General features: G+C 59.7%; 23 protein-coding genes. 14 read left to right on the forward strand and 9 right to left on the reverse strand.

The genetic code is table 11. The features are described 5' to 3' along the window. The first annotated feature begins 44 nt into the window (after positions 1–44). The 6 genes from C4J85_RS14600 to C4J85_RS14625 all read left to right on the forward strand — a co-directional run bounded on the left by C4J85_RS14600 (position 45) and on the right by C4J85_RS14625 (position 9007). Positions 45–2123, forward strand: coding sequence for a hydantoinase/oxoprolinase family protein (locus C4J85_RS14600; protein WP_256657777.1), 2079 nt, complete (start codon positions 45–47; stop codon positions 2121–2123). A 12-nt stretch (positions 2124–2135) separates the two neighbouring features. Next, complete coding sequence (locus C4J85_RS14605) at positions 2136–3794, forward strand: hydantoinase B/oxoprolinase family protein (protein WP_124407296.1); 1659 nt, start codon at positions 2136–2138, stop codon at positions 3792–3794. A 208-nt stretch (positions 3795–4002) separates the two neighbouring features. After that, a complete protein-coding gene (locus tag C4J85_RS14610; protein ID WP_256657778.1) occupies positions 4003–4749 on the forward strand; it encodes a hypothetical protein in 747 nt (248 codons plus the stop codon). 31 nt (positions 4750–4780) lie between these two features. Beyond that, positions 4781–5602 (forward strand): aspartate/glutamate racemase family protein, encoded by an 822-nt coding sequence (locus tag C4J85_RS14615; RefSeq protein WP_124410017.1) that lies wholly within the window; start codon positions 4781–4783, stop codon positions 5600–5602. A gap of 20 nt (positions 5603–5622) precedes the next feature. Then, positions 5623–6945: an MFS transporter gene (locus tag C4J85_RS14620; RefSeq protein WP_124410018.1), complete on the forward strand. Its 1323-nt coding sequence runs from the start codon at positions 5623–5625 to the stop codon at positions 6943–6945. Between the two features lie 127 nt (positions 6946–7072). Continuing rightward, positions 7073–9007 (forward strand): avidin/streptavidin family protein, encoded by a 1935-nt coding sequence (locus C4J85_RS14625; protein WP_124410019.1) that lies wholly within the window; start codon positions 7073–7075, stop codon positions 9005–9007. On the opposite strand, the gene C4J85_RS14630 is transcribed toward C4J85_RS14625, so the two are convergent. Further along, on the reverse strand, positions 9000–9983 hold the full coding sequence (locus tag C4J85_RS14630; RefSeq protein WP_124411195.1) for a GlxA family transcriptional regulator: 984 nt from the start codon (positions 9981–9983) through the stop codon (positions 9000–9002). The genes C4J85_RS14625 and C4J85_RS14630 overlap by 8 nt on opposite strands. 101 nt (positions 9984–10084) lie before the next feature. On the opposite strand from C4J85_RS14630, the gene C4J85_RS14635 reads away from it, so the two are divergent. Next, positions 10085–10339, forward strand: a complete 255-nt coding sequence (locus C4J85_RS14635) for a hypothetical protein (RefSeq protein ID WP_124410020.1) — start codon at positions 10085–10087, stop codon at positions 10337–10339. A gap of 7 nt (positions 10340–10346) precedes the next feature. On the opposite strand, the gene C4J85_RS14640 is transcribed toward C4J85_RS14635, so the two are convergent. Further along, complete coding sequence (locus C4J85_RS14640; protein WP_124367178.1) at positions 10347–10955, reverse strand: LysE family translocator; 609 nt, start codon at positions 10953–10955, stop codon at positions 10347–10349. A 216-nt stretch (positions 10956–11171) separates the two neighbouring features. On the opposite strand from C4J85_RS14640, the gene C4J85_RS14645 reads away from it, so the two are divergent. Further along, the gene (locus C4J85_RS14645) at positions 11172–11429 is read left to right on the forward strand and encodes a hypothetical protein (protein ID WP_124411196.1); all 258 of its coding nucleotides are present in this window, start codon (positions 11172–11174) and stop codon (positions 11427–11429) included. A gap of 503 nt (positions 11430–11932) precedes the next feature. Here C4J85_RS14645 and C4J85_RS14650 read toward each other — a convergent pair. From C4J85_RS14650 to C4J85_RS14660, 3 genes are all read right to left on the reverse strand, one after another. Continuing rightward, complete coding sequence (locus C4J85_RS14650) at positions 11933–12130, reverse strand: hypothetical protein (RefSeq protein ID WP_124363016.1); 198 nt, start codon at positions 12128–12130, stop codon at positions 11933–11935. Between the two features lie 130 nt (positions 12131–12260). Then, complete coding sequence (gene mug, locus C4J85_RS14655) at positions 12261–12770, reverse strand: G/U mismatch-specific DNA glycosylase (RefSeq protein ID WP_124370834.1); 510 nt, start codon at positions 12768–12770, stop codon at positions 12261–12263. After that, complete coding sequence (locus tag C4J85_RS14660; protein ID WP_124410021.1) at positions 12763–13389, reverse strand: TetR/AcrR family transcriptional regulator; 627 nt, start codon at positions 13387–13389, stop codon at positions 12763–12765. Before C4J85_RS14660 ends, mug begins: the two co-directional genes overlap by 8 nt. 250 nt (positions 13390–13639) lie before the next feature. Here C4J85_RS14660 and C4J85_RS14665 point away from each other — a divergent pair, with 250 nt between their 5' ends. Genes C4J85_RS14665 through C4J85_RS14685 form a run of 5 tightly spaced genes read left to right on the forward strand, consistent with a single transcriptional unit; the run spans position 13640 to position 19701 of the window. Continuing rightward, positions 13640–14761, forward strand: coding sequence for an HlyD family secretion protein (locus C4J85_RS14665; protein ID WP_124367181.1), 1122 nt, complete (start codon positions 13640–13642; stop codon positions 14759–14761). Next, entirely contained in the window at positions 14758–16257 is a 1500-nt protein-coding gene (locus tag C4J85_RS14670) for a DHA2 family efflux MFS transporter permease subunit (RefSeq protein WP_124370836.1), read from the forward strand. The genes C4J85_RS14665 and C4J85_RS14670 overlap by 4 nt, the downstream gene beginning before the upstream one ends. An 18-nt stretch (positions 16258–16275) precedes the next feature. Then, on the forward strand, positions 16276–17730 hold the full coding sequence (locus C4J85_RS14675) for an efflux transporter outer membrane subunit (protein ID WP_124410022.1): 1455 nt from the start codon (positions 16276–16278) through the stop codon (positions 17728–17730). Positions 17731–17760: 30 nt separating this feature from the next. Beyond that, a complete protein-coding gene (locus C4J85_RS14680; RefSeq protein ID WP_124367184.1) occupies positions 17761–18711 on the forward strand; it encodes an aldo/keto reductase in 951 nt (316 codons plus the stop codon). A 51-nt stretch (positions 18712–18762) separates the two neighbouring features. Continuing rightward, positions 18763–19701: a LysR family transcriptional regulator gene (locus C4J85_RS14685; RefSeq protein WP_124370837.1), complete on the forward strand. Its 939-nt coding sequence runs from the start codon at positions 18763–18765 to the stop codon at positions 19699–19701. A 38-nt stretch (positions 19702–19739) separates the two neighbouring features. On the opposite strand, the gene C4J85_RS14690 is transcribed toward C4J85_RS14685, so the two are convergent. Continuing rightward, positions 19740–20861: an SMP-30/gluconolactonase/LRE family protein gene (locus C4J85_RS14690; RefSeq protein ID WP_124410023.1), complete on the reverse strand. Its 1122-nt coding sequence runs from the start codon at positions 20859–20861 to the stop codon at positions 19740–19742. A gap of 147 nt (positions 20862–21008) precedes the next feature. Between C4J85_RS14690 and C4J85_RS14695 the strand changes: the two genes are divergently transcribed. Continuing rightward, the gene (locus C4J85_RS14695) at positions 21009–21653 is read left to right on the forward strand and encodes a DUF5677 domain-containing protein (RefSeq protein WP_256657779.1); all 645 of its coding nucleotides are present in this window, start codon (positions 21009–21011) and stop codon (positions 21651–21653) included. 497 nt (positions 21654–22150) lie between these two features. On the opposite strand, the gene C4J85_RS14700 is transcribed toward C4J85_RS14695, so the two are convergent. From C4J85_RS14700 to C4J85_RS14710, 3 genes are all read right to left on the reverse strand, one after another. Continuing rightward, on the reverse strand, positions 22151–22699 hold the full coding sequence (locus C4J85_RS14700; RefSeq protein ID WP_057960145.1) for a hypothetical protein: 549 nt from the start codon (positions 22697–22699) through the stop codon (positions 22151–22153). A gap of 19 nt (positions 22700–22718) precedes the next feature. Then, entirely contained in the window at positions 22719–22973 is a 255-nt protein-coding gene (locus tag C4J85_RS14705) for a hypothetical protein (RefSeq protein ID WP_124407305.1), read from the reverse strand. A 62-nt stretch (positions 22974–23035) separates the two neighbouring features. After that, positions 23036–23350, reverse strand: a complete 315-nt coding sequence (locus C4J85_RS14710) for a hypothetical protein (RefSeq protein WP_015371086.1) — start codon at positions 23348–23350, stop codon at positions 23036–23038. Positions 23351–23352 lie beyond the last annotated feature (2 nt).

Raw genomic sequence — 23352 nt, forward strand, 5'->3', positions numbered from 1 at the left:
CTGGCTGCGAAAACAATAAAGACAACAGGAGACTCCCTATGGGTATGAACGGCAAAACAGTGCGTGTGGCCACCGATGTCGGTGGAACCTTCACTGACCTTGTGTATTTCGAGAGCGATTCGATCACTGGCGAACAGACAATTCGTACCGCCAAAGTCGATACCACCGCGCCGAACTTCGCCGACGGGGTGCTCAACGTGATTCGCAAAGCCAACGTCGACCTCGACACCGTGGATTTCCTGGCACACGGCACCACGGTTGTCATCAATGCCCTCACCGAGCGCCGGGGTGTCAAGACAGCCCTGATCACGACCCAGGGTTTCCGTGACGTACTGGAGATCGCCCGGGCCAATCGCCCCGACTATTTCAACCTTAAATGGGTCAAGCCGGCGCCTTTCGTGCCGCGCTATTTGCGCCGCGAGGTTGCCGGCCGCCTAGGCACCTCGGGCCAGGAACGCGAGCCGCTCGACCTCTCGCAACTGCCTGAAATCCTTGAGGCGTTTCGTGCCGACAAGGTCCAAGCCATTGCGATCTGCCTGCTGCACGCTTACGCCAACCCGGCGCATGAGCAGGCACTGTTGCGCGAAGTCCGCAGGCTTTGGCCGACCGTATCGGTCGTAGCGTCCCATCAGATCACCCGCGAATGGCGTGAGTATGAGCGCTCAAGTACCACCGCACTCTGTGCGTACATACAACCTATCGCTGCGCGTTATCTCGATGACCTCGCCGACGGATTGCGCGAGGGCGGGTATAAAGCCCCCTTGTACATCATGCAGTCCAACTGCGGCGTCGATAGCGTGGAGCATGCACGGGAAACGCCGATCACCATGGTCGAGTCGGGCCCTGCAAGTGGTTTTTGGGCTGCGGCCGAACTGGGAAAATTAATCGACGAGCCCAATATATTGGGCCTCGATATTGGCGGCACTACCGCTAAATGTGCGTTGATTCGCAACGGCCAGGTATCGATAAAAACCGACTACTGGATCGAGCGCAATCGAATCAATGCAGGCTATCCCATCATGGTGCCAGTGGTCGACCTGGTCGAGATCGGCAACGGTGGCGGGTCAATTGCCTGGGTCGACGATTTCGACAAGCTGCACGTCGGCCCCCTGTCTGCCGGGGCCGTACCGGGACCGGCCGCTTATGGCAACGGTGGCACCATGATCACCACCACCGACGCCAACCTGGTGCTCGGGCGCATCAACCCGGATTACTTTTGTGGCGGCAGCATAGTTGCCGACCTGCCGGCTGTAACCCGCGGCCTGAATGACCTTGGGCAGCGCTTGCAACTGCCGACCGCTGAAGTGGCCCGGGGCATCGTGCGCCTGGCCAACGATAATATGGTCAACGCCTTGAAGCTCGTGTCCTTGAGCCGTGGACATGACCCACGAGAATTGACGCTGATGGCGTTCGGCGGCGGCGGTGCCATGCACGCTGTCGCGCTTGCGCAAGAACTGGGCGTGGAGAAAGTTATCGTTCCACGCAGCGCGTCGGTCTTCTCCGCCTGGGGCATGACGCTCTCGGACCTGCGGCGGGACCTGTTTATCAACCGCTTCGTGGATACCACACAAGACGGCAGTCTTGCGCAGACACAGCAGTTCCTCGATGAGCTGACAGGCCGCGCCCGCGAGCAGTTCGTCACTGAAGCGATCCATCCGCAACAGGTCGAACTCCAGGTTCTGTGCAAGCTGCGCTATCAGAACCAGGAACATTCCGTCGAGGTCCCCCTCAACTCGCTTGAGTCCCTGCACATCGATTGGGCGGCGATCGAGCAACGCTTCCATGACCTTTACGAACAGCACTACACCTATCGTCTGCAGGCACCTTTGGAAATCATCGGTTTTCACATCGTCGCCGTTGGCCAGATTGACAAGTTGACGCCCCATGCACTGCCGATTACCGGCCGCCGGGTCGGCGAAGCCTGCAAAGGCCAGCGCCTGGTGGATTACGCCCAGGAAGGCATTCATGAGGCCAGCCTTTACGACTACAGCCTGCTCGAACCCCTGATGACATTTTTCGGGCCGGCCATCGTCGAGGACGCGGGCACCACCGTAGTGGTTCACCCCGGCAACCGCGTGCACGTAGACCGCCTCGGCAACCTGCACATCATGATCAACGGCTAAGGGAGCACTGCCATGAGTAGTCTCGATATTTTCACTCGCGACATCATTCAAAACTCACTCCAGGCGATCGCGGACGAAATGTTCACCGTCATGCGCAAAGCCGCAATGAGCCCGGTGATCTACGAAGTGTTGGACATGGGCACCGGGATTACCGACGCCCAGGGCGAAATCGCCAGCTCCGGCGCGGGTATCCCGGCGTTTGTCGGTGTGCTGGACAAAGCAGTCAAGAAAATCCTGCTGCATCACCCTTTGCCTCAAGACATCGAAGATGGTGACGTTTTCATCAGCAACGACCCACATGACGGCGCGGTCACCCACCTCAATGATGTGGTGCTGGCGATGCCTGTGTTCGCAGACGGTCAACTGGTCGCCTGGACCGCCAACATCGCGCACTGGAATGATGTCGGCGGCCGAGTCCCCGGATCACTGTCCACGGATGCCACGGATATTTTCCAGGAGGGCTTGCGCCTGGCATCGGTCAAATTGATCAGCCGAGGGCAACCGATTCGCTCGGTGTTGCAGATCCTGCACGCCAACACGCGAATGCCGGACTTCATGGAAGGCGACCTATGGGCGGGAGTGGCTGCGGTGCGCGGCGGGGCCACGCGATTGCGGGAGTTGGTGAACAAGTACGGCAGCGCGCTGTTTCTACTGGCCATGCAAGACTTCATGGACCTTGGCGAAAAAGTTTCGCTCAGGGCCCTTGCCGCGTTGCCCGCCGGGCAATTGAACCTGGAAGAACTGCAAGACGACGGCAGTCTGTTCAAGGTGCGTATCGATATACGCAACACCGAATTGGTGATTGACCTTCGGGATAATCCCGACCAATGCCTGGGCCCGACCAACCTCAGCCGTGACGGTACTGTGGTCGCGGCACAGATGGCCTTCAAGGCGTTGACCGCCCCGCAAGGCATCACCAATGGCGGCACGTTTCGCCCGCTCCGGGTATTGACCCGCCCCGGGTCGCTGTTCGACGCATTGCCGCCTGCCGCTGAAGGCTTCTATTTCGAAAACCTGATTCGCGTGCATGACTTGATCCTGTGTTGCCTGGCGCAACACTTCCCCGACCGGCTGCCCGCCGGAAACTTTGCCTCGGTGTGCGCCACGATCATTGGCGGCGTGCACCCGGACTCCGGCCGCACGTTCACCCTTGTCGAACCGGAAATCGGTGGGTGGGGCGCCGAACCAGGGCGCGACGGCAATAACGCTGTTTACTCCGGATTACATGGCGAAACTTACAACTGCCCAGTTGAAGTCTGTGAGGCCCGCTACGGGCTGTATGTCGAACGTATGACACTCAATGATGAACCCGGCGGGCATGGGCAGTTTCGCGGCGGGCGCGGTGTGTGCATTGACTACCGCATTCGTGCCGACGGCAGCTTCCTGACTTGCGGCTATACGCGCTCGGTCATTCCGCCCTGGGGCCTGGAACAGGGGGCCGAAGGCACGCCCAATTACGTCGAAGTCGTCCGTACCAACGGCGACAGCGAACGCTATTGCATGGCCAGTGGTATCGCCCTGAGCGCCGGGGACCTGGTCAGAGTGCGCACTGGAGCCGGTGGTGGATACGGCCCTGCCAGCCAACGTGATCCGGACGCCGTACGCGACGACCTTAAAAACGGCTATGTCGACGCCGCCACGGCGCGACAGGTGTACGGCCTGGTGACGTGATCCCTGGGAGAGACTGACCTTCCGCACAGACCTCAAGAACAACAACAAAAAAGAGAGCAGCACTATGAAACCGCAGTACTCATCGCGTATATGGGTAGCGCCCACCCTTGCCTTGGTTTTAGCAATCAGCCCAGCAGCTCGGGGCGATCAGTTCATTGGATTTGCTCAACCAGGCTTACCCGGGACGTGGGCCCTGGAATCGTTTCCAGTGTTCAACCGCACCGCAAAAGGCGACGTTCGCGCCGGCAGCAATACCGTTCTGGCGTACTTTTCGGAAACCGGCGTTACGGGAACGCAGCGTGACCAATTGCAATTCTGGGTGGGCGCCGATACGGGGTATGCCAGCACCAATGGCACCCGCAACGATGATCCATGGAGCGTCGCATCACCGAACCTGGGCCTGGCTTATTACTACAACGTGCTTGAGCCCACCAGCGCTTATGGTTCGGATGACTACACCACCTTCTGGGTCAATCCGACGCTCTCCCTTGAGTTTCCCAACGGCAATGATCAAGGAACGGGTTATGGCGCTTTTGCCAACCGTTACGGCGCCAGCTTCAGCCTACCCTTCTACGTTCGCATGGGCCGCTTTGCCGCCACGGTCACCCCCGCCGGCATCCACTACGCGGCACGCAATCGACACGCCACCGACCTCGGCGACGGCAACCCGAACCAACTGCGCGGTGGCGTCAGTTACTGGCTGGCCAATATCGCCGCCGGGTATGCGGTGACGGACGACCTCTGGCTCGGGGTGCATCACGCCTACCACATCAACAACCGCTCGGCATCGGACTTCAAGGAGTCCCGGCAAGGCAAGATCGGTCCGGCGATGACCTACACAGGTTTCAGCAAACAGAAGTTCTACCTGTCCGCCAACCTGAATTTTGACTACTACCACAGCGATAACCTGCCCTATTCCAATAGTTTGACCATGGCTCTGGTGAAGTTTTTCTAGTGCCATCAGCCCACCGAGAGAGGAATACCCTATGGACAATTCAAGTTCGAACAACCCCGCGCAAGACGTACCCGTGACCGTACGCTGGCTCAACCCGATTGGCTGCTCGACGTTCGACACGCCCATTGCGCAATTGCTGCATAGCATCAAACAACCCTCCACGCGGATCGAGGTGGTGTCGTTTGACATGAATCCCAGCCCGACACACCTGGAATATCGTGCCTATGAGGCACTCACCTATGAGCGCATCGTGCGCATTGCCCGTGACTGCGAGCCGTCGGGCGTGGATGCGCTGGTACTGGGCTGCTTCTACGATCCGGCACTGGAAGATGCCCGTGAAATATCAGGTGAAACCCTGGTAGTCGGGCCGTGCCAGGCGAGCCTGCAAGTCATGGAGCATCTGGCCAATCGGTTTTCGGTGATTGTCGGCCGGACCAAATGGATCGAACAGATGCGTACGCGAGTGAGCGGCTACGGCGCAGGCAATCGACTGGCGTCAATGCGATCGTTGGACATGGGTGTCGATGAATTCCAGCGTGACCCTGCCCTGACGCGACGCAAGATTATCGAGCAAGCCCATCGCGCGGTACAGGAAGACGGCGCCGAGGCCGTCATCCTCGGTTGCACCATCGAGTTCGGTTTTTTCGAGCAGGTACAACGGGAAGTGGGCGTACCGGTGATAGACCCCGTCGTCGCTGCCTTCAAGGTCGCGGAATCCATGGCAGGAATGAAGCGCCGGTTTGGATGGCGGCCCAGTCGGGTGGGCAGTTGTGAACCGCCGCCTGAAGCCGAAATCGCACGGTTCGGACTCTTTCAGAGCCCTGCCCCCATCGGCAACCGCGTTGAAGCCTGACACTAAAGAGGATCGTCACCATGAGTGAGATACCGTCGACGCTCGCCCCCAACGTGGGTGATGTGTTCAAAGACGTCCCCCTGACACGCACGCATCTGCGATGCTGCCTTGTCCTGTTCCTGGTATTTGCGATCGAAGCCTGGGAGATGATGATCATCGTCTACACCGCGCCGCTGATTGCACAAGAGTTTTCCCTGGATGCGCTTGCCGTAGGCAACCTGATCGGCGCGATGTTCATCGGCATGCTGCTCGGCGCGCTGGCGTGGGGCAGGCTCGCTGAACGCATTGGCCGTAAACGCGCAATTATCTGGAGCCTGGCCTCGTATGGGGTGGTTTCGCTGGCCAGCGCATTTTCGCCTGACTACTCGACGCTATACGCCTTGCGCCTGCTGTCGGGCGTTGCAGCGGTGGGGATGATGGTGGTGACCTTTGCGCATTTCCAGGAGCTGTTGCCGATACGCCACCGAGGTGCACTGACCGTGTATCTCGCGTCCGGCTGGCCCATCGGCATGCTGCTGGCCCTCGGCGCGACGGTCTGGTTGCTGCCCCAAGGATGGCGAGCGATCATCATCTTGAGCTCGCTCGGTGGGCTCTGGGCCATCGCGGTCGCGCGCTGGGTTCCGGAGTCGCCTTACTGGCTGGCCTCGGTGGGTCGACAACAGGATGCCCGGGCATCGATCAATGCCTTGAGCCGGGGCGCAGTGAAGCTCGATGATGAATGTGTATTGCAGGTTGACCGCAGTACCTCGGGCCTGCACCGGGAATTGTTCAAGGGCGGCTTGCTCGGCATCAGCCTGCTGCAGATCACCGTCAACTTCACCTTCTCCTGGGGCTACTGGGGCTTACAGACGTGGCTCCCGACGTTGCTGCAACAACGTGGCCTCAACCTGCCGCAAAGCTACGGTTTCATTGCGCTGTCGGCGCTCTGCATGATCCCCGGCTACATGACCGCGTCGTACCTGACAGGACGTTTCGGGCGCAAGAAAATCATCGTGGGTTTTATCAGCGCCTCCGTGCTGGCCGGCTACGGTTTTGCCAATTCCACCAGCCTGGAAATGCTCTACCTGAGCAACTTCGCCTTGGCATTCTTCAGCCTGGGGGCATGGGGCGTATGGGGCGCGTGGATCGGTGAGCTGTACCCGACAACGTTGCGCACAGTGGGCTATGGCTGGGCGATTTTCGCGCAACGTATGGCGAACGTACTGGCGCCCTCGCTGATTGGTGCGCTGATCGCATACGGTTCGTCGTTCAACCAAACGACGACGATCATCAACGCGTTCCTGGTGGTCACGGTGGTTCTCACCGCGTTCATGCCCGAAACCGAGGGCAAGGCATTACGTTGAAGTCACCTGTTCAGCGCAGAATCCGACGCGTCGCAGGACTCTGCGCTGACTGTGCCCCACTTCAAAACCAGGCTGAATGACAGCCGCCACACCCAACAATCCTTCTCCCCTTGGAAACGGAGTTCCCATGGACAATCAACACCCCCCAACCCGCCTGGTAGTGCCCATGCAGCGCGGGGCTTATCAGAATAACGGCGCTTCACCCTGGTTCTGCACCCTGAAACTTGGCACCCCGGCTCAACCGCTCAGGTTCGCGATTGACACGGGTACGAATATGAATTGGATTACCTCGACACTGTGCCCTGCCGACCAGTGCGTGCACTTTTCCGGTGGCCGTTTCGATTTCGCGGCGTCCAGCACCTTCGCCTTTACCGATTGCCTGCGACGCCCCTACAGCTTCGGACCCTGGGGCACGATGCAGGTCGAGGCCGCCTGCGACGTATTGGACGTTCCCGGCGACGACCTCGTGGATATCCAGTTGTTCTTGACGGCCGCTTACGAGGGAGAGCAATTCAAACAGCTGGACTGGGACGGCGGCCTGGGCCTGCCGTGCAGCAGTGCCTACCTGGAAAACCGCAGTTCGTTTGTGCTTCAGTCATTAATGCGTGAGGGTCAACTGGCCCCTACCTGTCCCTACGTGACGTTTGATTGGAATAGCCGGTCGCGCAACGGCACTTGCCAAATGGGCGCTGTCGATCCGTCAAAAACCCAAGGGCCCCATCTGTTTTTACCTTGGTCCGTCTATAACAAGTTGCCCGGAGTGGAATACATCTGGTCAACAGCGCTGGAATCCTATTCGGTCGGCTCGCACTTATTGGCGAGGGACATTCAATTCGCACTCGATTCCGGCTCTTCACAATTCAAGGGCGACGATTCACTTATGCGTCAAACATTGGCGCTTATTGCACAGGGGGAGCACCCAGATATCGTGCTCGGGTTCACCGATGGAGAAATAACCTTAGGCGCAGACCTTTATAACTGCCTGATCGAGGAAGGTCCGCAAAAAGGCCAAAGGCTGCCTCAGTTCGCACCGTTGGGCATGACTGACCTGGTGTTGGTCGGGTCGCTGGTGATGGAGCACTGCTACACCGTGTATGAGTATCAGGTGGTCAAATGTGATCGCGAGGTCTATTCGTTGGCGCCCGTAGGTGTTTGGTTGTTCAATCGGCCCGACGGCCCGCAGATCATTACGCGATCCTCTTCGAAACGCTTCGTACCTGGAGCGCGAGCGGTACTCAACCATAAAGTCACCCTCCCAGGCCCTATGGCTAAAACGACTTCGGTGGCGGGCATCTGGAAAAACGACTATGGATCAGTCATGAGCCTGGCGGTATCGGGACACAACATCCACGGGTCGTATCGTTCCTCGACCGGCTCGACGGGCGAGTACCGGATCACCGGATATTCAGCGGGGCCAGGCGCAACCCGTACCAAGAGTCAGCCAGTCGCATTAGCCATTGAATGGCACGATCTAGGTAATGAAAAGCCCGATCCCAGCTGGAACTGGACCTCGGGACTCAGTGGCCAATTGAGCGTCTCGCCCGAGGGTGATGTGCTGACCCTTTCCCACCTGTTGGTTGCCAGTGGCGATTTCCCTGAGTTTGCGAGCTGTGGTACCTATGTCGACAAGCTGATTTATCATCGCGCTGAACCGTCACTGCGTCATGCGCCGGTTGCCCCCTCAGAATGGCTGCCGGTTGAAAACGCCCTGGCAGGCAGATGGAACGCCGCTGATGGCACATCGTTGGTACTGAGTGTGCGCAGTGATAGCCAGCAGCGCTTTGGAAGCGTTCACGGCCATTTCACCAGCGTCCACTCAAGCATAGCCACTGAAATTTCCGGCTTTACCGACATCCATGCGCTGGCCAGCAAACTCACCTTGCAGTCAGTCAGCATCACCGTCGCCACTACGCAAGACTCAACAGTTTCCAGCCTGAGCGGGATTCTGGATTTAAAGAGCGACACGTTGCATCTGCAGGTTTTGGCCAGTTCATCAATCGCTCCCGACCATGCGTACCTGGCCACCAAACTCTCAGCCATGCAGTTCACTCGCGCTACTTGACTAACCTTTTTTCTTTCGATGGCCTGTAGCCGAAATACGCGCTGTAACACTTGCTGAAATGACTCGGCGACACGAACCCGCACGCCACCAGCACATCGACTTGCGACAGCTCGGTGTGTTGCAACAGGCGCCGCGCTTCGGTGACGCGCAATTCCATGTAATAGCGTTGCGGCGTGGTGCCCAGTTGTTCCTTGAACAGACGCTCCAGCTGGCGGCGCGAGCGGCCGGCGTAGACGGCGAGCTGGTCGAGTTCCAGGGGTTCTTCGAGGTTGGCGTCCATCAACTTGACCACTTCGCGCAGCGGTGCGCTGACGCAGACGTTTTCGGTCGGTTTGATACGCCGGTAGCGCGACTCTTCGAAGGCGAGGATGTCTTCGATGCCTTCGACCAGCGCCTTGCCGTGCAGGCTCTTGATCCAGTCCAGGGCCATATGGAAGGCGCCCGACGGGCTGGAAGCGGTCAGGCGGTCGCGGTCGATCACATAGGGCTCGCTGGTCACCTGCGCGGCCTTGGACACCTCCGCCAGCGCCGGGCGATGCTCCGGGTGGATGGCGCAGCGGTAGCCCTGCAACAACCCGGCACGGCCGAGGAACCACGAGCCGTTCCACAAACCGGCAAGCCCGACGCCGTGTTCGGCTGCGGCGCGCAGGATCTGAATGAAGTCTTCACTGGCCTTGAGTTCGGTGCGAAACCCGCCACAGATCACCAGCAGGTCCAACTCCGCCAGCACGGCCAGTTCCAGGCGCGCATCGGGGCGGATGACCAGCCCAAGGTCGCTGATGACTTCACGCTCGTCCCAACCGAACGTGCGCGTCGCGAACAGCTCGGGGCGCAGCAGGTTGGCGGTGACCAGGGTGTCGAGGGTTTGGGTGAAGGCAGGCAGGGAGAAGTGTTCGAGCAACAAAAAGCCGATGCGGGTGACCGCAGCCGGCTGCCGGGGGTTGTCATTGAGGTAGCGCAGGTTCTTGCCCTTCATGCCACCGCTGAACTGGCGTCTTTCCATCGAGGGTTGGCCCACTCTTCTTGTTGATGCAATGGGCGCTATCTTAGGGGCAAATGGGGTACCTGTCTCAATCCATGCCGCTGATCTTTAAAAACCGTGGGGCTTTCAAACCCCCCGGTTCAGCCGCTGCGGCGCAATCTGATACGGTTTTTTGCGCGCCATCTGCGTCTGTATCGAAAACCGCCCGAAGCGGACAATGGCGCTACCCCGACATTCCTGTCGCCCCCCTTCCCTTCGGAGGCCTTATGACCAAGATGGCTATTTTCCTGTTCGGTTTTCTGGTGCTGACCATCGGCATCGGCTTGCTGGCGACCATCTCGCCGGTCTAGTGCGCTGTCACCCGACAACGAGCATCGGATACAACGACAGCACCAACAGACCCGCCATCGTCCAGTTGAACACCTTCAACCAGCGCGGTTCGCGCAATACGCTGCGCAAGCCGCTGCCGCAACCGACCCACACGCACACACTGGGCAAGTTGACCACGGCAAACACCAGCGCGATCACCAGCACATTGGTCACGTAACCCTCGGCCGGCGTGTAGGTAGTGATCGCGCCCAGCGCCATGATCCACGCCTTGGGGTTGACCCACTGGAAGGCCGCCGCGCCGAGAAAAGTCATCGGCTTGCCCTGTTCGTCAGTGCTGTCCGCCATACCGCCAGCGTTGGCGATCTTCCACGCCAGGTACAGCAGATAAGCAGCACCGACATAGCGCAACAGCGTGTACGCCCAGGGGAACAGCTTGAACACTTCGCCCAGGCCCAACCCCACGCAAATCACCAGCACCATGAAGCCAATACTGATACCCAGTGCATGAGGCATCGAACGCCGAAAGCCGAAATTCACGCCAGAGGCCAGCAACATGGTGTTGTTGGGGCCCGGCGTGATCGAGGAGACGAAGGCGAACAGCACAAAGGCTGACAGAAGGCTGGTGGACATGAACATGGCGCGGCATCCAAGCGGAGTTGATGTCCTGCGACAGTAGAGGGTTGCGCAGTTTATCGCCCCATACAGCTGATGTTGGATCGAGGAATACACTTTGATGACGTGGGTTTCACAAAGCTTTCACAGACGCAGGCCTAAGGTTAACCCAGCTCCTACATGAACACCCTTTTAGCCCGCTCCCCCATTGCGGGCTTTTCTTTGCCTACGAATAACGCGGTGGACACGGTGATAGAGAATCTGGACGGCCCCAGGACCGCGCAGCAGGAATTGTTCTACGACCTTGAAGATGCCAGCGCTGTCATCGGCTGGTCGGTGGTTGAGCTGACGGCCCTGGCAGCCGCCGACAACGCTTGTGATCAGGCGCCGCTGCTTAAGAAGGTATGCGCGCTGTTAGCCGTCCAGCAGCAACGTATTGAAGCCTATGCACAGGAAGTCAGAGCGCAGCGGATCAACAGAGCCGAAGCGGCTGGTTGAGGCCAGCCGCCAGGTTATGGGGAGTCAGCGGCTTTGCGCTGAGTGCTGCCCGTCGCCGGCGCGTTGTTTTTTTACACGCTTTCGCGCTCTGAGTTCGTATTGATGATGAAAGAACCAGGCCACCAAGAGTAGGCCTGTCACACCGAAAACCAGGGTTAACAGCTCTAATGCGGTACCTTCGTGTGAAAACATTTTTCGTTCCTCGTCCTGAAGCCGTGTGACTGGAAAACAGTCGCACCGAAATTGTTTGTAACAATACAAACATTTCCAGGGTAGTCGGCCAAGACGCTGATGACAACCCTGACGGGGCTATAACCCTTGATCTAGACGCGTCACCCGTCGAAAAACCATTCAGGAACCCCTGTGGCGAGGGAGCTTGCTCCCGCTGGACTGCGTAGCAGTCCCCTTCCAGGCCCCCGCCCGAGCCGAGCGAGCCCTCCCGTACGCACCACGAGCGCAAAAAAACCCGGCACCAGGCCGGGTTCGGAAAGTTGAATCAACCACTAGTTATCCGGATGCTCACTCGCCACCGAATCGGCCGCATCTACATCGGACATATCCTCCTCCAGAGGCGCCTCGTCGTCCGGCGGCAACGGAATGCCATCTTCGTCGCGCTTGGGATCGTGCCCGGTTTCGTTGTCCGTGCTGCGGGTCACTGCCTGCTGGGAAAGGTTTCCTGGGGCATTTTCATTGATGTGCATGCTGGCTCTCCGTTCAAAAACGCTCGGGATATCCGCGCTTGATATTCAGAGACGGCATGGCAGGCAGAGTGCCGGCTGTTAGACGAATGGTGGTCGGCTCAGCGTTTCCGGAGTCGGCGCAAACACGTCCTTAGTTGCATGCGACCTGCCTGAGCTGCTGGTAGGCCACCACCAGTTGCTCCAGGCTGAACGCCAGGTTTCGCCCACTGGGGTTGGGCAAGACCCACACGGCGGCATTGCCGAAAGTCCTGCTCTGCAGCCCCCACTCCACGTGGCGCTGCCCGGATAACGCCGCATACGCCGCCTTGCCGAGAAACGCCACATAGCGCGGTGCATAACGAGCGATCTTCTGTTCGAAAGCCACGGCCGCTGCGATGAACTCCTGCCTGGACAATTGATCGGCCCGTGCCGTTGGCCGTTCGACCACGGCGGTCAGTCCGCACTGGTACTGAAGCAGGGTGCGATCACTTTGCGCAGGCACTTGCCCAGGCGTAAACCCGGCCAGATGCAGCGTGCGCCAGAAACGATTGCCTCGGCCCGCAAAGTGATGCCCTTGAGCGGCAGCGGTCATGCCGGGGTTGATTCCGCAAAACACCACCGCCAACTGCTCGGCCAGTATGTCTTCTAGGCCTTCATTCACCGCAGATCACGCTTACCGCCTTGCATACCAACTCGGTCAGCTCATTGCGGGGTTTACCCGCCCGTGCACGGATAGAGATGCTGTGCAGCAACGATGACGCCAGTACCGCCAGCGCTGCGGCGTCAACATCGCCTCTCAACTCTCCGGACTCAATGGCCGCTCGCAGGCGCACTTCCAGGTCGGCATCGAGGCGGCCGAGGCGGTCCGACAGCACCGCGCGAATTTCCGGGTCCTCGACCGCTTCGGTGGTCGCCGTGCCGATCGCGAAGCAGCCACGCGGCTGACCTTCGCCCGAAAAGTAGATCGACAACTGCCCCTCATAGAAACGCAGCAACGCCTCACGCAATGTCAGGCTGCTATCCGTCAGCGCCGCCTGCATCTCGGCGCCGGCAACGTCCCAATATTGCTCCAGCGCCCTGATGTACAGCGAATGCTTGCCACCGAAGGCCGCGTAAAGGCTCGGGCGATTCATGCCTGCCGCTGTGGCGATGCTGTCCAGAGACGCGCCGGAGTAGCCGGTACTCCAGAACACATCGAGCGCTTGTTGCAGCGCTGTCTGCGGGTCATATGCACGGGGTCGGCCGCGGCCTTTACCCTCTGTCGGTTTATTTTGTGCCATATCGTACAAAATCCTTGCAGGAAGGTGAATGTGGGGATATTTTTACACCATCGCACAAAAACAAGGAATCACAAATTCCTTGATCCATGTTTGTTCACGCGAAGCTCAAACCGGGTGTTGCAACGACGAAACAGAGGTGGCGGAGCAACCCTCCCAACCACCTGCGGGTTTGCTTTCCAACAGCAGTTATTCCTGTCGGTGCCAGGCGACGACGCCAGGCCCGGCTTCCCGGTTAAAGGTGCACTCGATCATGACTACGCAAATCGACCTCCCGGCTTCGCAGGCCTTTGAAACCCCATCGCCCATCAACACCTCCTTGAAGGAAAAGGTGCGGCCCTGGCTGATGGTCGGCGTGCCCGCGCTCTTCGCCGTCGTTGGCTACGCGTACTACGTGGCCGGCGTGCCTTTCATCACGACCAATAACGCCTACGCCCGGGTAGCCAAGGCCACGATCAACGCACGTATTTCCGGGCAGGTAGTGGAAATCATGGTTGACGACAATCAAAAGGTGGCCCAAGGCCAAGCGTTGTTTCGCATCGACCCCAAGCCGTTGCAGATCGCGATCGATCGTGCCGAAGCGCAACTGGGTGTCGCACGGCTGCGCATCGATGGCCTCAAGGCCAGCTATCGCCAGCAACAGGCGCAACTGCAGTCGGCGAAAGCGTCGGCGGGCTTCGACCGCAAGGAATTTGCCCGCAAGAAAGCGTTGGTGGCAACCGAGTTCGTGTCCCGTTCCCTTTATGAACGCTCGGAAACCGACCTCAAGGTGGCGCTGCAGCGCATCGCGTCCATCGAACAACAGATCGCCGCCACCGTTTCAGCGTTGAACGGCAACCCGAACATCGAAGCCGACACTCACCCCAGCGTCCGAGAGGCCAGGGCCATTCTGGACGAGGCGCAGCTCTACCTGTCGTATGCCACGGTTTACGCGCCGGCTGACGGTATCGTTGCCAAGGTCGATGACGTTCAGGTGGGCAACCACCTCGACAGCGGCGCGCCGGCCTTTGCGTTGATTGACGACCGCCAAACCTGGGTTGAGGCCAACTTCCGCGAAACCCAGCTGACGCACATGCGCCCCGGCCAGGAAGCGACCATCCGCATCGACACCTACCCGGACCGCGTGTTCAAGGCCCACGTCACCAGCATGAGCCCCGGCGCCGGTTCGGACTTCGCCCTGCTGCCGCCGGAAAATGCCACCGGCAACTGGGTGAAAGTGGTCCAGCGCGTCCCGGTTCGCCTTGAACTGGATGACGCAGACCCTGCCCTGCCGCTGTTTTCAGGCACCAGCGCTACGGTCACGGTGGATACCGGACATCGCACGCCATGGTGGCACCCGCTCAAATCGTTACTGTCGGCAGGTCACTTGCAATGAACGCCCATGCTCAGACAACCCCGCATGCAAGCAGTGCGCGCTCGCTCAGGTTGGCCGTTCTGCTCGCGACCTACATGCAGTCGGCGAACCTGCCGTTGCCGAACGCGGTACTGCGGTTGATTCAAGGCAGCCTGTCGATGACCGACGACCAGGCGGGCTGGATCTTCACCGCGTACCTGGCGGCGAGCGCGATCACCCTGCCGGTCGCGCAATGGCTTACCGCACGTTTTGGCTTGAAGCGGGTGTATCAAGCCGCGCTGGCCTTCTTTGTGCTCGGCTTGCTGCTGGCTACGGTTTCCAGCACTGCGCTGGCGTTCATCGGCGCACGAGTCATCCAGGGCCTGGCCAGTGGCGTGTTGGCGCCCCTGTCGATGGCAATTGCCATGGAGACGTTGGCCCCCGAAAAACGCCTGAAGTTCGGCGCAACCTGGACGGCCATCGTGCTGGTGGGCATCGTCAGCGGCCCGGCCATCGGTGGCTGGATTGCCGAGCATTACGACTGGCGCCCGATTTTCTACGTCAGCCTGCCGTTGTCGGCCTACATCTTCCTGGTCGTGGCATTGCTGCTGGCCGAGAAAAAAGCCACGAAGGCCCCGGCGTTCGACTTCTTTGGTTTTGGCACCTTCACCCTGGCATTGATCAGCCTGCAAATGCTGCTCGACCGTGGCGAGCGCATGGACTGGTTCGACTCGCCGGAAATCTGGGCCGAGGCGCTGGCCAGTGCGCTGGGCCTGTATGGGTTCCTGGCGCATGTATTGACCAGAAAGGCTCATTTCCTCAACAAGCGTCTACTGGGTGATCGCAATTTCGTGCTGTCGACGATCATTTTTTTCGCCGTGGGTTTTGTGCTGCTGTCGACCATGGCCCTGACGTCGCCGATGCTCAATGAGATTCTCGGCTACCCGCCTGACACCACCGGTGCGCTGACCCTGCCACGGGGCATCGCCCTGGTCGGCGGGTTCCTGTTGATGGGGCGTGTGCCTGAGCGCTTCGACCGTCGACTGTTCGTGGCGGCAGGCGCGGGAGCGGTGATTTATGCCAACTGGCTGATGCTCGGCTATTCGCCGTTGATGGACGGCTGGCCCGTTGCGGTAACCGGCGCGATACAGGGAATCGGCATCGGCATCCTGATGCCGGCGCTGACCAAGGTTGCGTTCAGCACCCTCGACCCCGCGTTGCGTGCCGAAGGCACCGGCCTGTTCAATCTGTCGCGGGTATACGGCAGCACTCTCGGCGTGGCGATCGTGCAGATTTTCTTCTTCAACACCACCCAGGCGATGCACTCGGCGCTGGCCAGCAACGTGACGGCCTATCGCGCTGCTGCCCATTTCGGCAGCGCGCCGCTGTCGCTGCAGGCGCTTGAAGGGCTCAACCACCTGATCACCCACCAGGCGGCGTTCATCGCTGTGGTCAACCAATTCAAGATCCTGATGGTGGCCATGCTGGTGGTGTGCCCGCTGATGCTCTTTCTTCGCAAACCTGCTGCGGCCAACTAGCTTCGTGGAGTGTGCCCAATGAAATCCATCCACCTGTTCCAACCGAAACTCGCGGCACTGTCGGCACTGGCTTTTCTCTCGGCCTGCAGCGTTGGCCCTGACTTCAAAGCACCTGAACCGAGCCCTTCGCAGCATTACGACCCGCAGGCCGAACAACGTCTGGGCGCTCAGCAACGCATTGCGCTCGGTCAAAAAGTCAGCGGGCAATGGTGGTCTGCCTTGCGCTCAGCCAAGCTGGACCAGGTAATGCGCCGTGCCATTGATGGCAACCTTGAACTGGTTGCTGCCGACGCAACCCTTCGCCAGGCGTCTCAAGCCGTGGCAGCGGCACAAGGTGCGCTGTACCCGCAAGCCGACTTCGGCGCCACGGCGGGTCGCCAGCGCGTGCACAACGCCCAGGCACCTTCGACCGCCAATATCTACGCGGTCGGGCCTAGGGTCGGTTTTGATCTGGATGTGTTCGGCGGCAATCAACGGCTGGTCGAACAGCGGCAAGCGTTTACCGAGCTGCAACGGCATCGTTTCGAAGCGGCGTACCTGACCCTGACCGGCGAAGTCGCCAGTCAGGCCTTGCGGGCGGCCTCGGCCAATGCGCAAATCCTGGCCGTGGAAAAACTGCTGGCCAATGACAGCAAAAACCTCGAACTGGTGCGCGCGGCCCGTCTCAACGGCAGTGCCACGCGAATCGACGTGTCGTTGGCCGAAACGCGTCTGGCCCAGGACCGCACCCTGCTGCCACCGCTGGCCCAGCAACGGCAGGCGGCCGGCCATGCGCTGTCGATCCTGGCCGGCAAGGGACCGGCTGACTGGATCGCGCCGGACTTCCATCTCGATGAATTCACCTTGCCATCAAACGTGCCGGTGAGCCTGCCCTCGGAAATGGCGCACAACCGCCCGGACGTACGCCAGGCCGAGGCCGGGCTGCACATTGCCAGCGCCGCTGTCGGCGTGGCCACCGCCAATTTGTATCCACGGGTGACGTTGTCCGCCTCGTTCGCCCAGGCGGCGTCAGGCAATGGCGCTGCTGCGCTCTGGGGTTTCGCGGCGGGCGTCGCCGGGCCGATCTTCAATGGCGGCAGCCTCAAGGCCGAGCAGCAGGCAGCGATTGAAGGCTACAACGCGGCGCTGGCCGGCTATCAGCAGACCGTCATCAGCTCGTTCGGCCAGGTCGCGGACACGCTGCAAGCGATCAACCATGACGCCGAAGAGTTGCGCGCCCAAGAAGAGGCCCTGCAAGCGGCGCAAACCAGCCTGGGGCTGAACCAGCAAGCCTACGCCCTGGGTGAAACCAGCATCCTCCAGGTATTGGAAGCCGAGCGCGCCTATCAACAGTCGTTGCTGGGCCATGTCCGCGCGAAGACCGCGCAGTACCTCGACATCGTGCAGCTGTTTGTCGCCCTCGGCGGCAACACCGTCGGCGTCGGTGAGCAACGGATTGCTCGCCACCAAGCCCCACAACGTGCCTATCAGTAGAGGCTGCGGCCTCGATATTGGAGTAATGACATGTCCTACGAAGCGTTTCACGATGAACTGCGCGCTACAACATTTGCGCTGAATCACGGCACGGGCAAAATGCCCGCCGTCGGTTTCGGCACCCTGTTCAAAGACCTCAGCGTCACCACCGAGGCGGTCACCCACGCGCTGGAAACCGGGTTCCGCCATTTTGATTGCGCCGAGCGGTATCGCAACGAAGAACGTGTAGGCGTTGCCTTCAAAGCCTTCATGGACACGGGCAAGGCGCGGCGCGAAGACCTGTTCATCACCACCAAGCTGTGGAACACCAACCACCGTCCCGAGCGCGTATTGCCTGCGTTCGAGGCCAGTTGCCGTCGGCTTCAGGTGGACTACATCGATTGCTATCTGATCCACACGCCCTTCGCATTCAAGGCAGGTGACGATCAGGACCCACGCGATGCGTTCGGTCATGTCCTCTACGACAACGACGTGAAGCTGATCGACACCTGGCGGGCGCTCGAGCAACTGGTGGATGAAGGCCGTTGCGGATCTATCGGCCTGTCCGATATCACGCTCCAAGCGCTGAAGGAGCTTGTCGCCCAGGCGCGGATCAAGCCTGCCGTGGTGCAGGTCGAATCCCACCCTTACCTGCCGGAATGGGAACTGCTGGAATTCTGCAAACAGCATGGAATCGTCGTCCTCGCCTTTGCCCCACTCGGGCATGGCATGGAGCCGAACGTGTTGGAAGACGAGGTGATTACCAGTATCGCCCGGCATTTGCATCGCACGCCGGCCCAAGTATTGCTGGCTTGGGCGGTACAGCGCGGCGCCGCGTTCCTGACCACCTCGGCGACACCGAGCCATATCCGCGAAAACTTCAACATCACCACCCTGCCCCATAGGGCCATGCAGGAAATTCGCGAAGAGATCACCACGCGCATACGCTTCAACTCGGTGGTCGAGACGGGGGTTCCGGGTTTCATCCCGCGCAAACACTAGTACGCGACAGGGACGGCGCTGGCCGTTCCTTTTTCCCTTGAGGTGATAATGATGGATGTTTTCCAGACCATGCGCTGTTTCCTGGCGGTCGCCCAAAGCGGCAGTTTTACTGCGGCGGCCCAGTTGCTGGACACCACCACGAACCACGTTTCCAAAGCGGTCACCCACCTCGAGGCCCGCCTGCAAACCCGCCTGATCAACCGCACGACCCGGCGCCTGGCGCTGACCGAGGCCGGCACACGTTACCTGCAACGCTGCGAGAAGATTCTGGACGAGCTGCGGGAGGCCGACGAGGAAGCCGGCACCGCACAGGTCACGCCCGTGGGCCGCTTGAAAATCCACGCCATGGCGGCCGTCGGCAATCACTACGTGATCGACGCCATCGCAAAATACCGAGAGACCTATCCCTCGGTACTGTTTGATTTGACGCTGAACAATCGGCTGCCGGATCTGCTGGAGGAAGGCTACGACATGTCGATCGTGCTGGCGCGGGACCTGCCGGATTCGGGCTTCGTTGCGCAGCGGCTGGGCACCACCTACAGCATCCTGTGCGCTTCGCCTGACTACCTGAACAAACGCGGAATGCCCGACACCCCGGGTTCGCTGGGTGAGCGTGATTGCTTGAGAATCGTCAACACGGTCATGCCGGCTGAACACTGGATTTTCGAAGGGCCTGAAGGCGTGGAAACCGTGACCACGCCGCTGTCGCCGTTCCACGTCAACACCGCCGATGCCATGACCGTCGCCATCACGCTTGGCATGGGCATTGGCATCCAGCCGATCGCGTCCGCCGTGGCCGGCCTCAAGGCAGGCACCCTGGTGCGGGTGCTGCCGAAATATCGTTTCGAAGAGTTGAACCTGTTTGCGATCTACCCTTCACGAAAATTCGTCGATGCCAAAATCAAAACCTGGGTGGCGTTCCTTCAAGACTACATGCCGGGATTGCTGGCGAACGATGACAAAATTGCGCGCTCGTCAGAACGGGCCTGAAGGCCGCGCATCCTCGGATGCGCGGCGGGATGTCGTCTTCACAACACAAACGTAGCCCCACGCGTATTCACAAACAGCGCGTAGATCGAGTGACTACTGGCCATGAACAGCCGATTCCCCTCGCGGCCCCCAAAGCACACGTTCGGGCAGCGCTCGGGCAGCGAAATGTGCCCGATGGCCATGCCCTGCGGATTGAACACGCGCACGCCATCGAGTTTTTCCAGGTCAGCCTTGGGATCCCCATTGCCGCCCCAGCCGCACCACAGGTTGCCCGCTTCGTCGCATTTGATGCCGTCGATTGCGGCATAGTCCAGCCCCTCGATGTGCTTGCGCCGTTCGCCCAGTGTGCCGTCATCCTTCACGGCAATCGCCCAGATCAGGCGATTGGGCTTGGCGCGACCTTCGACGACGTACAGGGTTTTTTCATCGGGAGAAAAGCACAGGCCGTTGGGGCCGTTGAGGTCATCGATTACCCGCGTGACTGCTTGGCTCTCGCCATCGATGCGGTACACGGCGTGGGGTTGGGTCGGGGTGATTTTGTGCCCTTCGTAGTTGTTGCCGGTCTGGAATGGCGGGTCGGTGAACCAGATCGATCCGTCACTTTTGCAGACAATGTCGTTGGGCGAATTGAAGCGCTTGCCGTCGAAGCTGTCGGCCAGCACGGTAATCGCGCCATTGTATTCGGTGCGCGTAATGCGACGGCCTTCGCCGGTGGTGGTCGAGCCTTCGCAGACGATCAGACGCCCCTGGCGATCCCGGCACATGCCGTTGGAGAAATTCGAGTGTTCGCGGTAAACGCTGAAGGTGTCGCTGATTTCGTCCCAGCGCATGATGCGATTATTGGGAATGTCGCTGACCAACAAATAGCGGCCATCACCGACCCACACCGGCCCTTCGGCCCAGCGCATACCGGTGGCGAGTTTTTCAACGCTGGCGTTGAATACGCGTAGCTCGAGAAAACTGTCGTCGAGGATATGAACCAGTGGATCAGGGTAACGCTGACTCAAGGGTTCGGCGGCCTCGGAGAATCGGCTCAGCGCGGCGCCGCCGACGGTGGCGAGCGTGGCGGAAACAGCGAGGGATTTTTTCAGGAAGCTGCGGCGGGTATTGCCCTTTGCTAGGTCAAGGTTTTGAGGCTTGGCGGACAGGGATGAGTCCATATAGCGGTCTCCGTGATTTTATTTTTGTTGGGGAGACGCAGTAATACCGCGTGATAGGACGTCGTACAAGCGAGAGCGTTATATATCGCGCACTTGCTGCACACAGAGGGTCACGCCTGAGGCAAGATTGCCGCTACTAGGTGAAAAATGTATCCCTTTAATATTGTCCTGCATCCCACAGATCAGAAGGCTTTCGAACCGAATGAACCCCCATCAGCAGATATGGATGGACTGGTTGAGTCGTTGAAAACCCAATCGACCCTCCTTATCGCCTCCTCCCAGATGGAGGCCTCCGGATCGGCTGATCCGCGTGACACCTTTGTTCGTCAGCAGTTGAAGCGTGCGGCAGATCTGGTGAGTGGAGCAGCGGCGTTAGGCGCCGCCCGCAATGCGGCCTGCTTGGGAATCTTGAGCCGTAGTTTGCTTGAACAGTTGATCACGGTCTCCTGGGCCATCAGATCGGTCGAAAATGCGGAACTTCAGATCGGTGCAGGTCCAGCGGAAATGGCGAAAGCCCTCAGGATCAATTTGAAAGCAGGCACCGCCAAGATCCGTGACCGCCATACAGGAGAGGACGTGACAGCTGATTACTTGGCCAATGAGCAGGCAAAGCCGAGCCGCAAACGCAGAAGCGTCGAGGAGCAAGCAAAAGAAGCTGGCATTCTGGATTTGTATACGGTGTTTTACCGACTGTTATCGCTTGAAACGCACGGCCACAATGAGACCCCGTCAGAGAAATCTGGAAAAGGACAAGCTGTGCACCGTCCACCTTCAAGGCATAGGAGCCATTAGTCGGGCCATTGGCCAAGCATGCGTTTGGTGGTTAATGCATCGGCAATGGCCGGATAACGAATCCTTACGAGATGTGTTGGGTCTGAATGTAAAGGCTGAAGCAGCTCGGTTTAAATGACCTGATCCGCGATCGTGGTTCAGGTGATATTTAGCTGCGCGTTATTGAAGGCAGATTTAAATTGGCGAGCTTTCTCGGACTTCGATGTTGGCACGTCGGATTTCAGGTTCACAATAATACGCCTTGTCATGATCAGGCAGGGCCGATGCGGCAGGCGGCTATCGGCCAAAAGCGGACGACCGACTCGGTTCTGGTTTCGCCCAGCTTGCCTCCTCCGCAAGTGCAAGCTGGCTCACTTCTCTGCCTCTTGGATACGCCTGGTATGTCAAGTCGGCTAAAGGCCACGCCCCCGATGCGCATTGATTCGGCTCACGTTTAGGTTTGAACTATCCGCAATGTCCGGATAGCCACCTATCGCTGGAACTCTGAATACGCTAAGCTAAAAGGCATCCAATGCTCTACACAGCCCTGCCTTCTCAACAGGCTCGTTTTCAGGTTTTCCAGCTGGGTTTAAGCGCTGCAACGCGACCAGGCACTGGCCACCGTCCAGCAGGATCAGTTCGTAATCTTGCCCGGCCTTGGGGGTGAAGTGAAAGCTCTGCCTGCAGCTATAGGAATTGCCGCCAGAAACATAGCCCTCACTCTGGAAGTTCATGGCAAAAGGCTTGTTCGCCGGCACCTTCAGTTCGCTACGCGCCGAGCCTTGCGCCTCCACCCGGCGGTTGCTCTCGGGCATGCCCAGGCTGCGGCCATTATTCTGACCCGCAAAGCCGGATTCGGACACGGCCATCACCCCGGCGCCAGGCACACGCCAGTCGATGCAGTCACGGCCCGGCACACCGCGCGCCACGCCATTGGTGATCACGCGCAAGCGTGCGGTATCCCCTGCTGTGGGTTCAACATAGGGCGTGTTGTAAGCACGGATATTGGAAATATTGCCGCAGCCACTCACGGCCACGGCCAGGCCGGCTATCAGAAACGCTCTCATGGAAGTCCTTTTTTGAGGCTTAACGGCAGTGATAAGGGCTTTCGCTGCTCAGTTCCTCGCCGGTCCGGGCATTGCGAATGATGACCGTCGCCCCCGGCGCATTGAGGCAGAACGCATTGCGTATGGGGTAAATGTTATGGCCCTCGGCGGTGAACGTGCCGAGCTTGGTTAACGGGGCGCCGGAGGCATCCTGAGCCGTCACGGTGTACTCACCCGACATGGTCAGACAGCCGCTCAGTAACAGCAGCAAGGTGGCGCAGATTGCATATTTCACAGGTGATGTCCCTATCGTGTTGAGTGACGAACCCTCGAAAAGAGGGCGGTTTTTTTGTGGTTTCATTGCGCCGACTCACAGGCCTTCAACGGTTCTTGGGTGCGCAACGCACAGACGTCAAAACCATCACGCCGGGTGTAGCCCGAGCGCTTCATACACACAAAGCGCTGCGCCCGCTCCTGGAAGCTGGCATTGGGATCGATGCCGGAGCCATTCTTCTCACCGCAAGCCAACATGGAGGCCAAGACATCCTTGCTGCTCGCGCCGGGTTTCTCCCATAAATCCGCATCAGCCGCCGGGGGCTGAAAGGGCTCGCTGAAACAGGCGGTGACGAGGGGAGCAAGCAGCAGCGCCAATGCCATAGGTTTAAGCCACATGA

Source organism: Pseudomonas sp. R4-34-07 (genome assembly GCF_003852375.1).
GTDB lineage: Bacteria > Pseudomonadota > Gammaproteobacteria > Pseudomonadales > Pseudomonadaceae > Aquipseudomonas.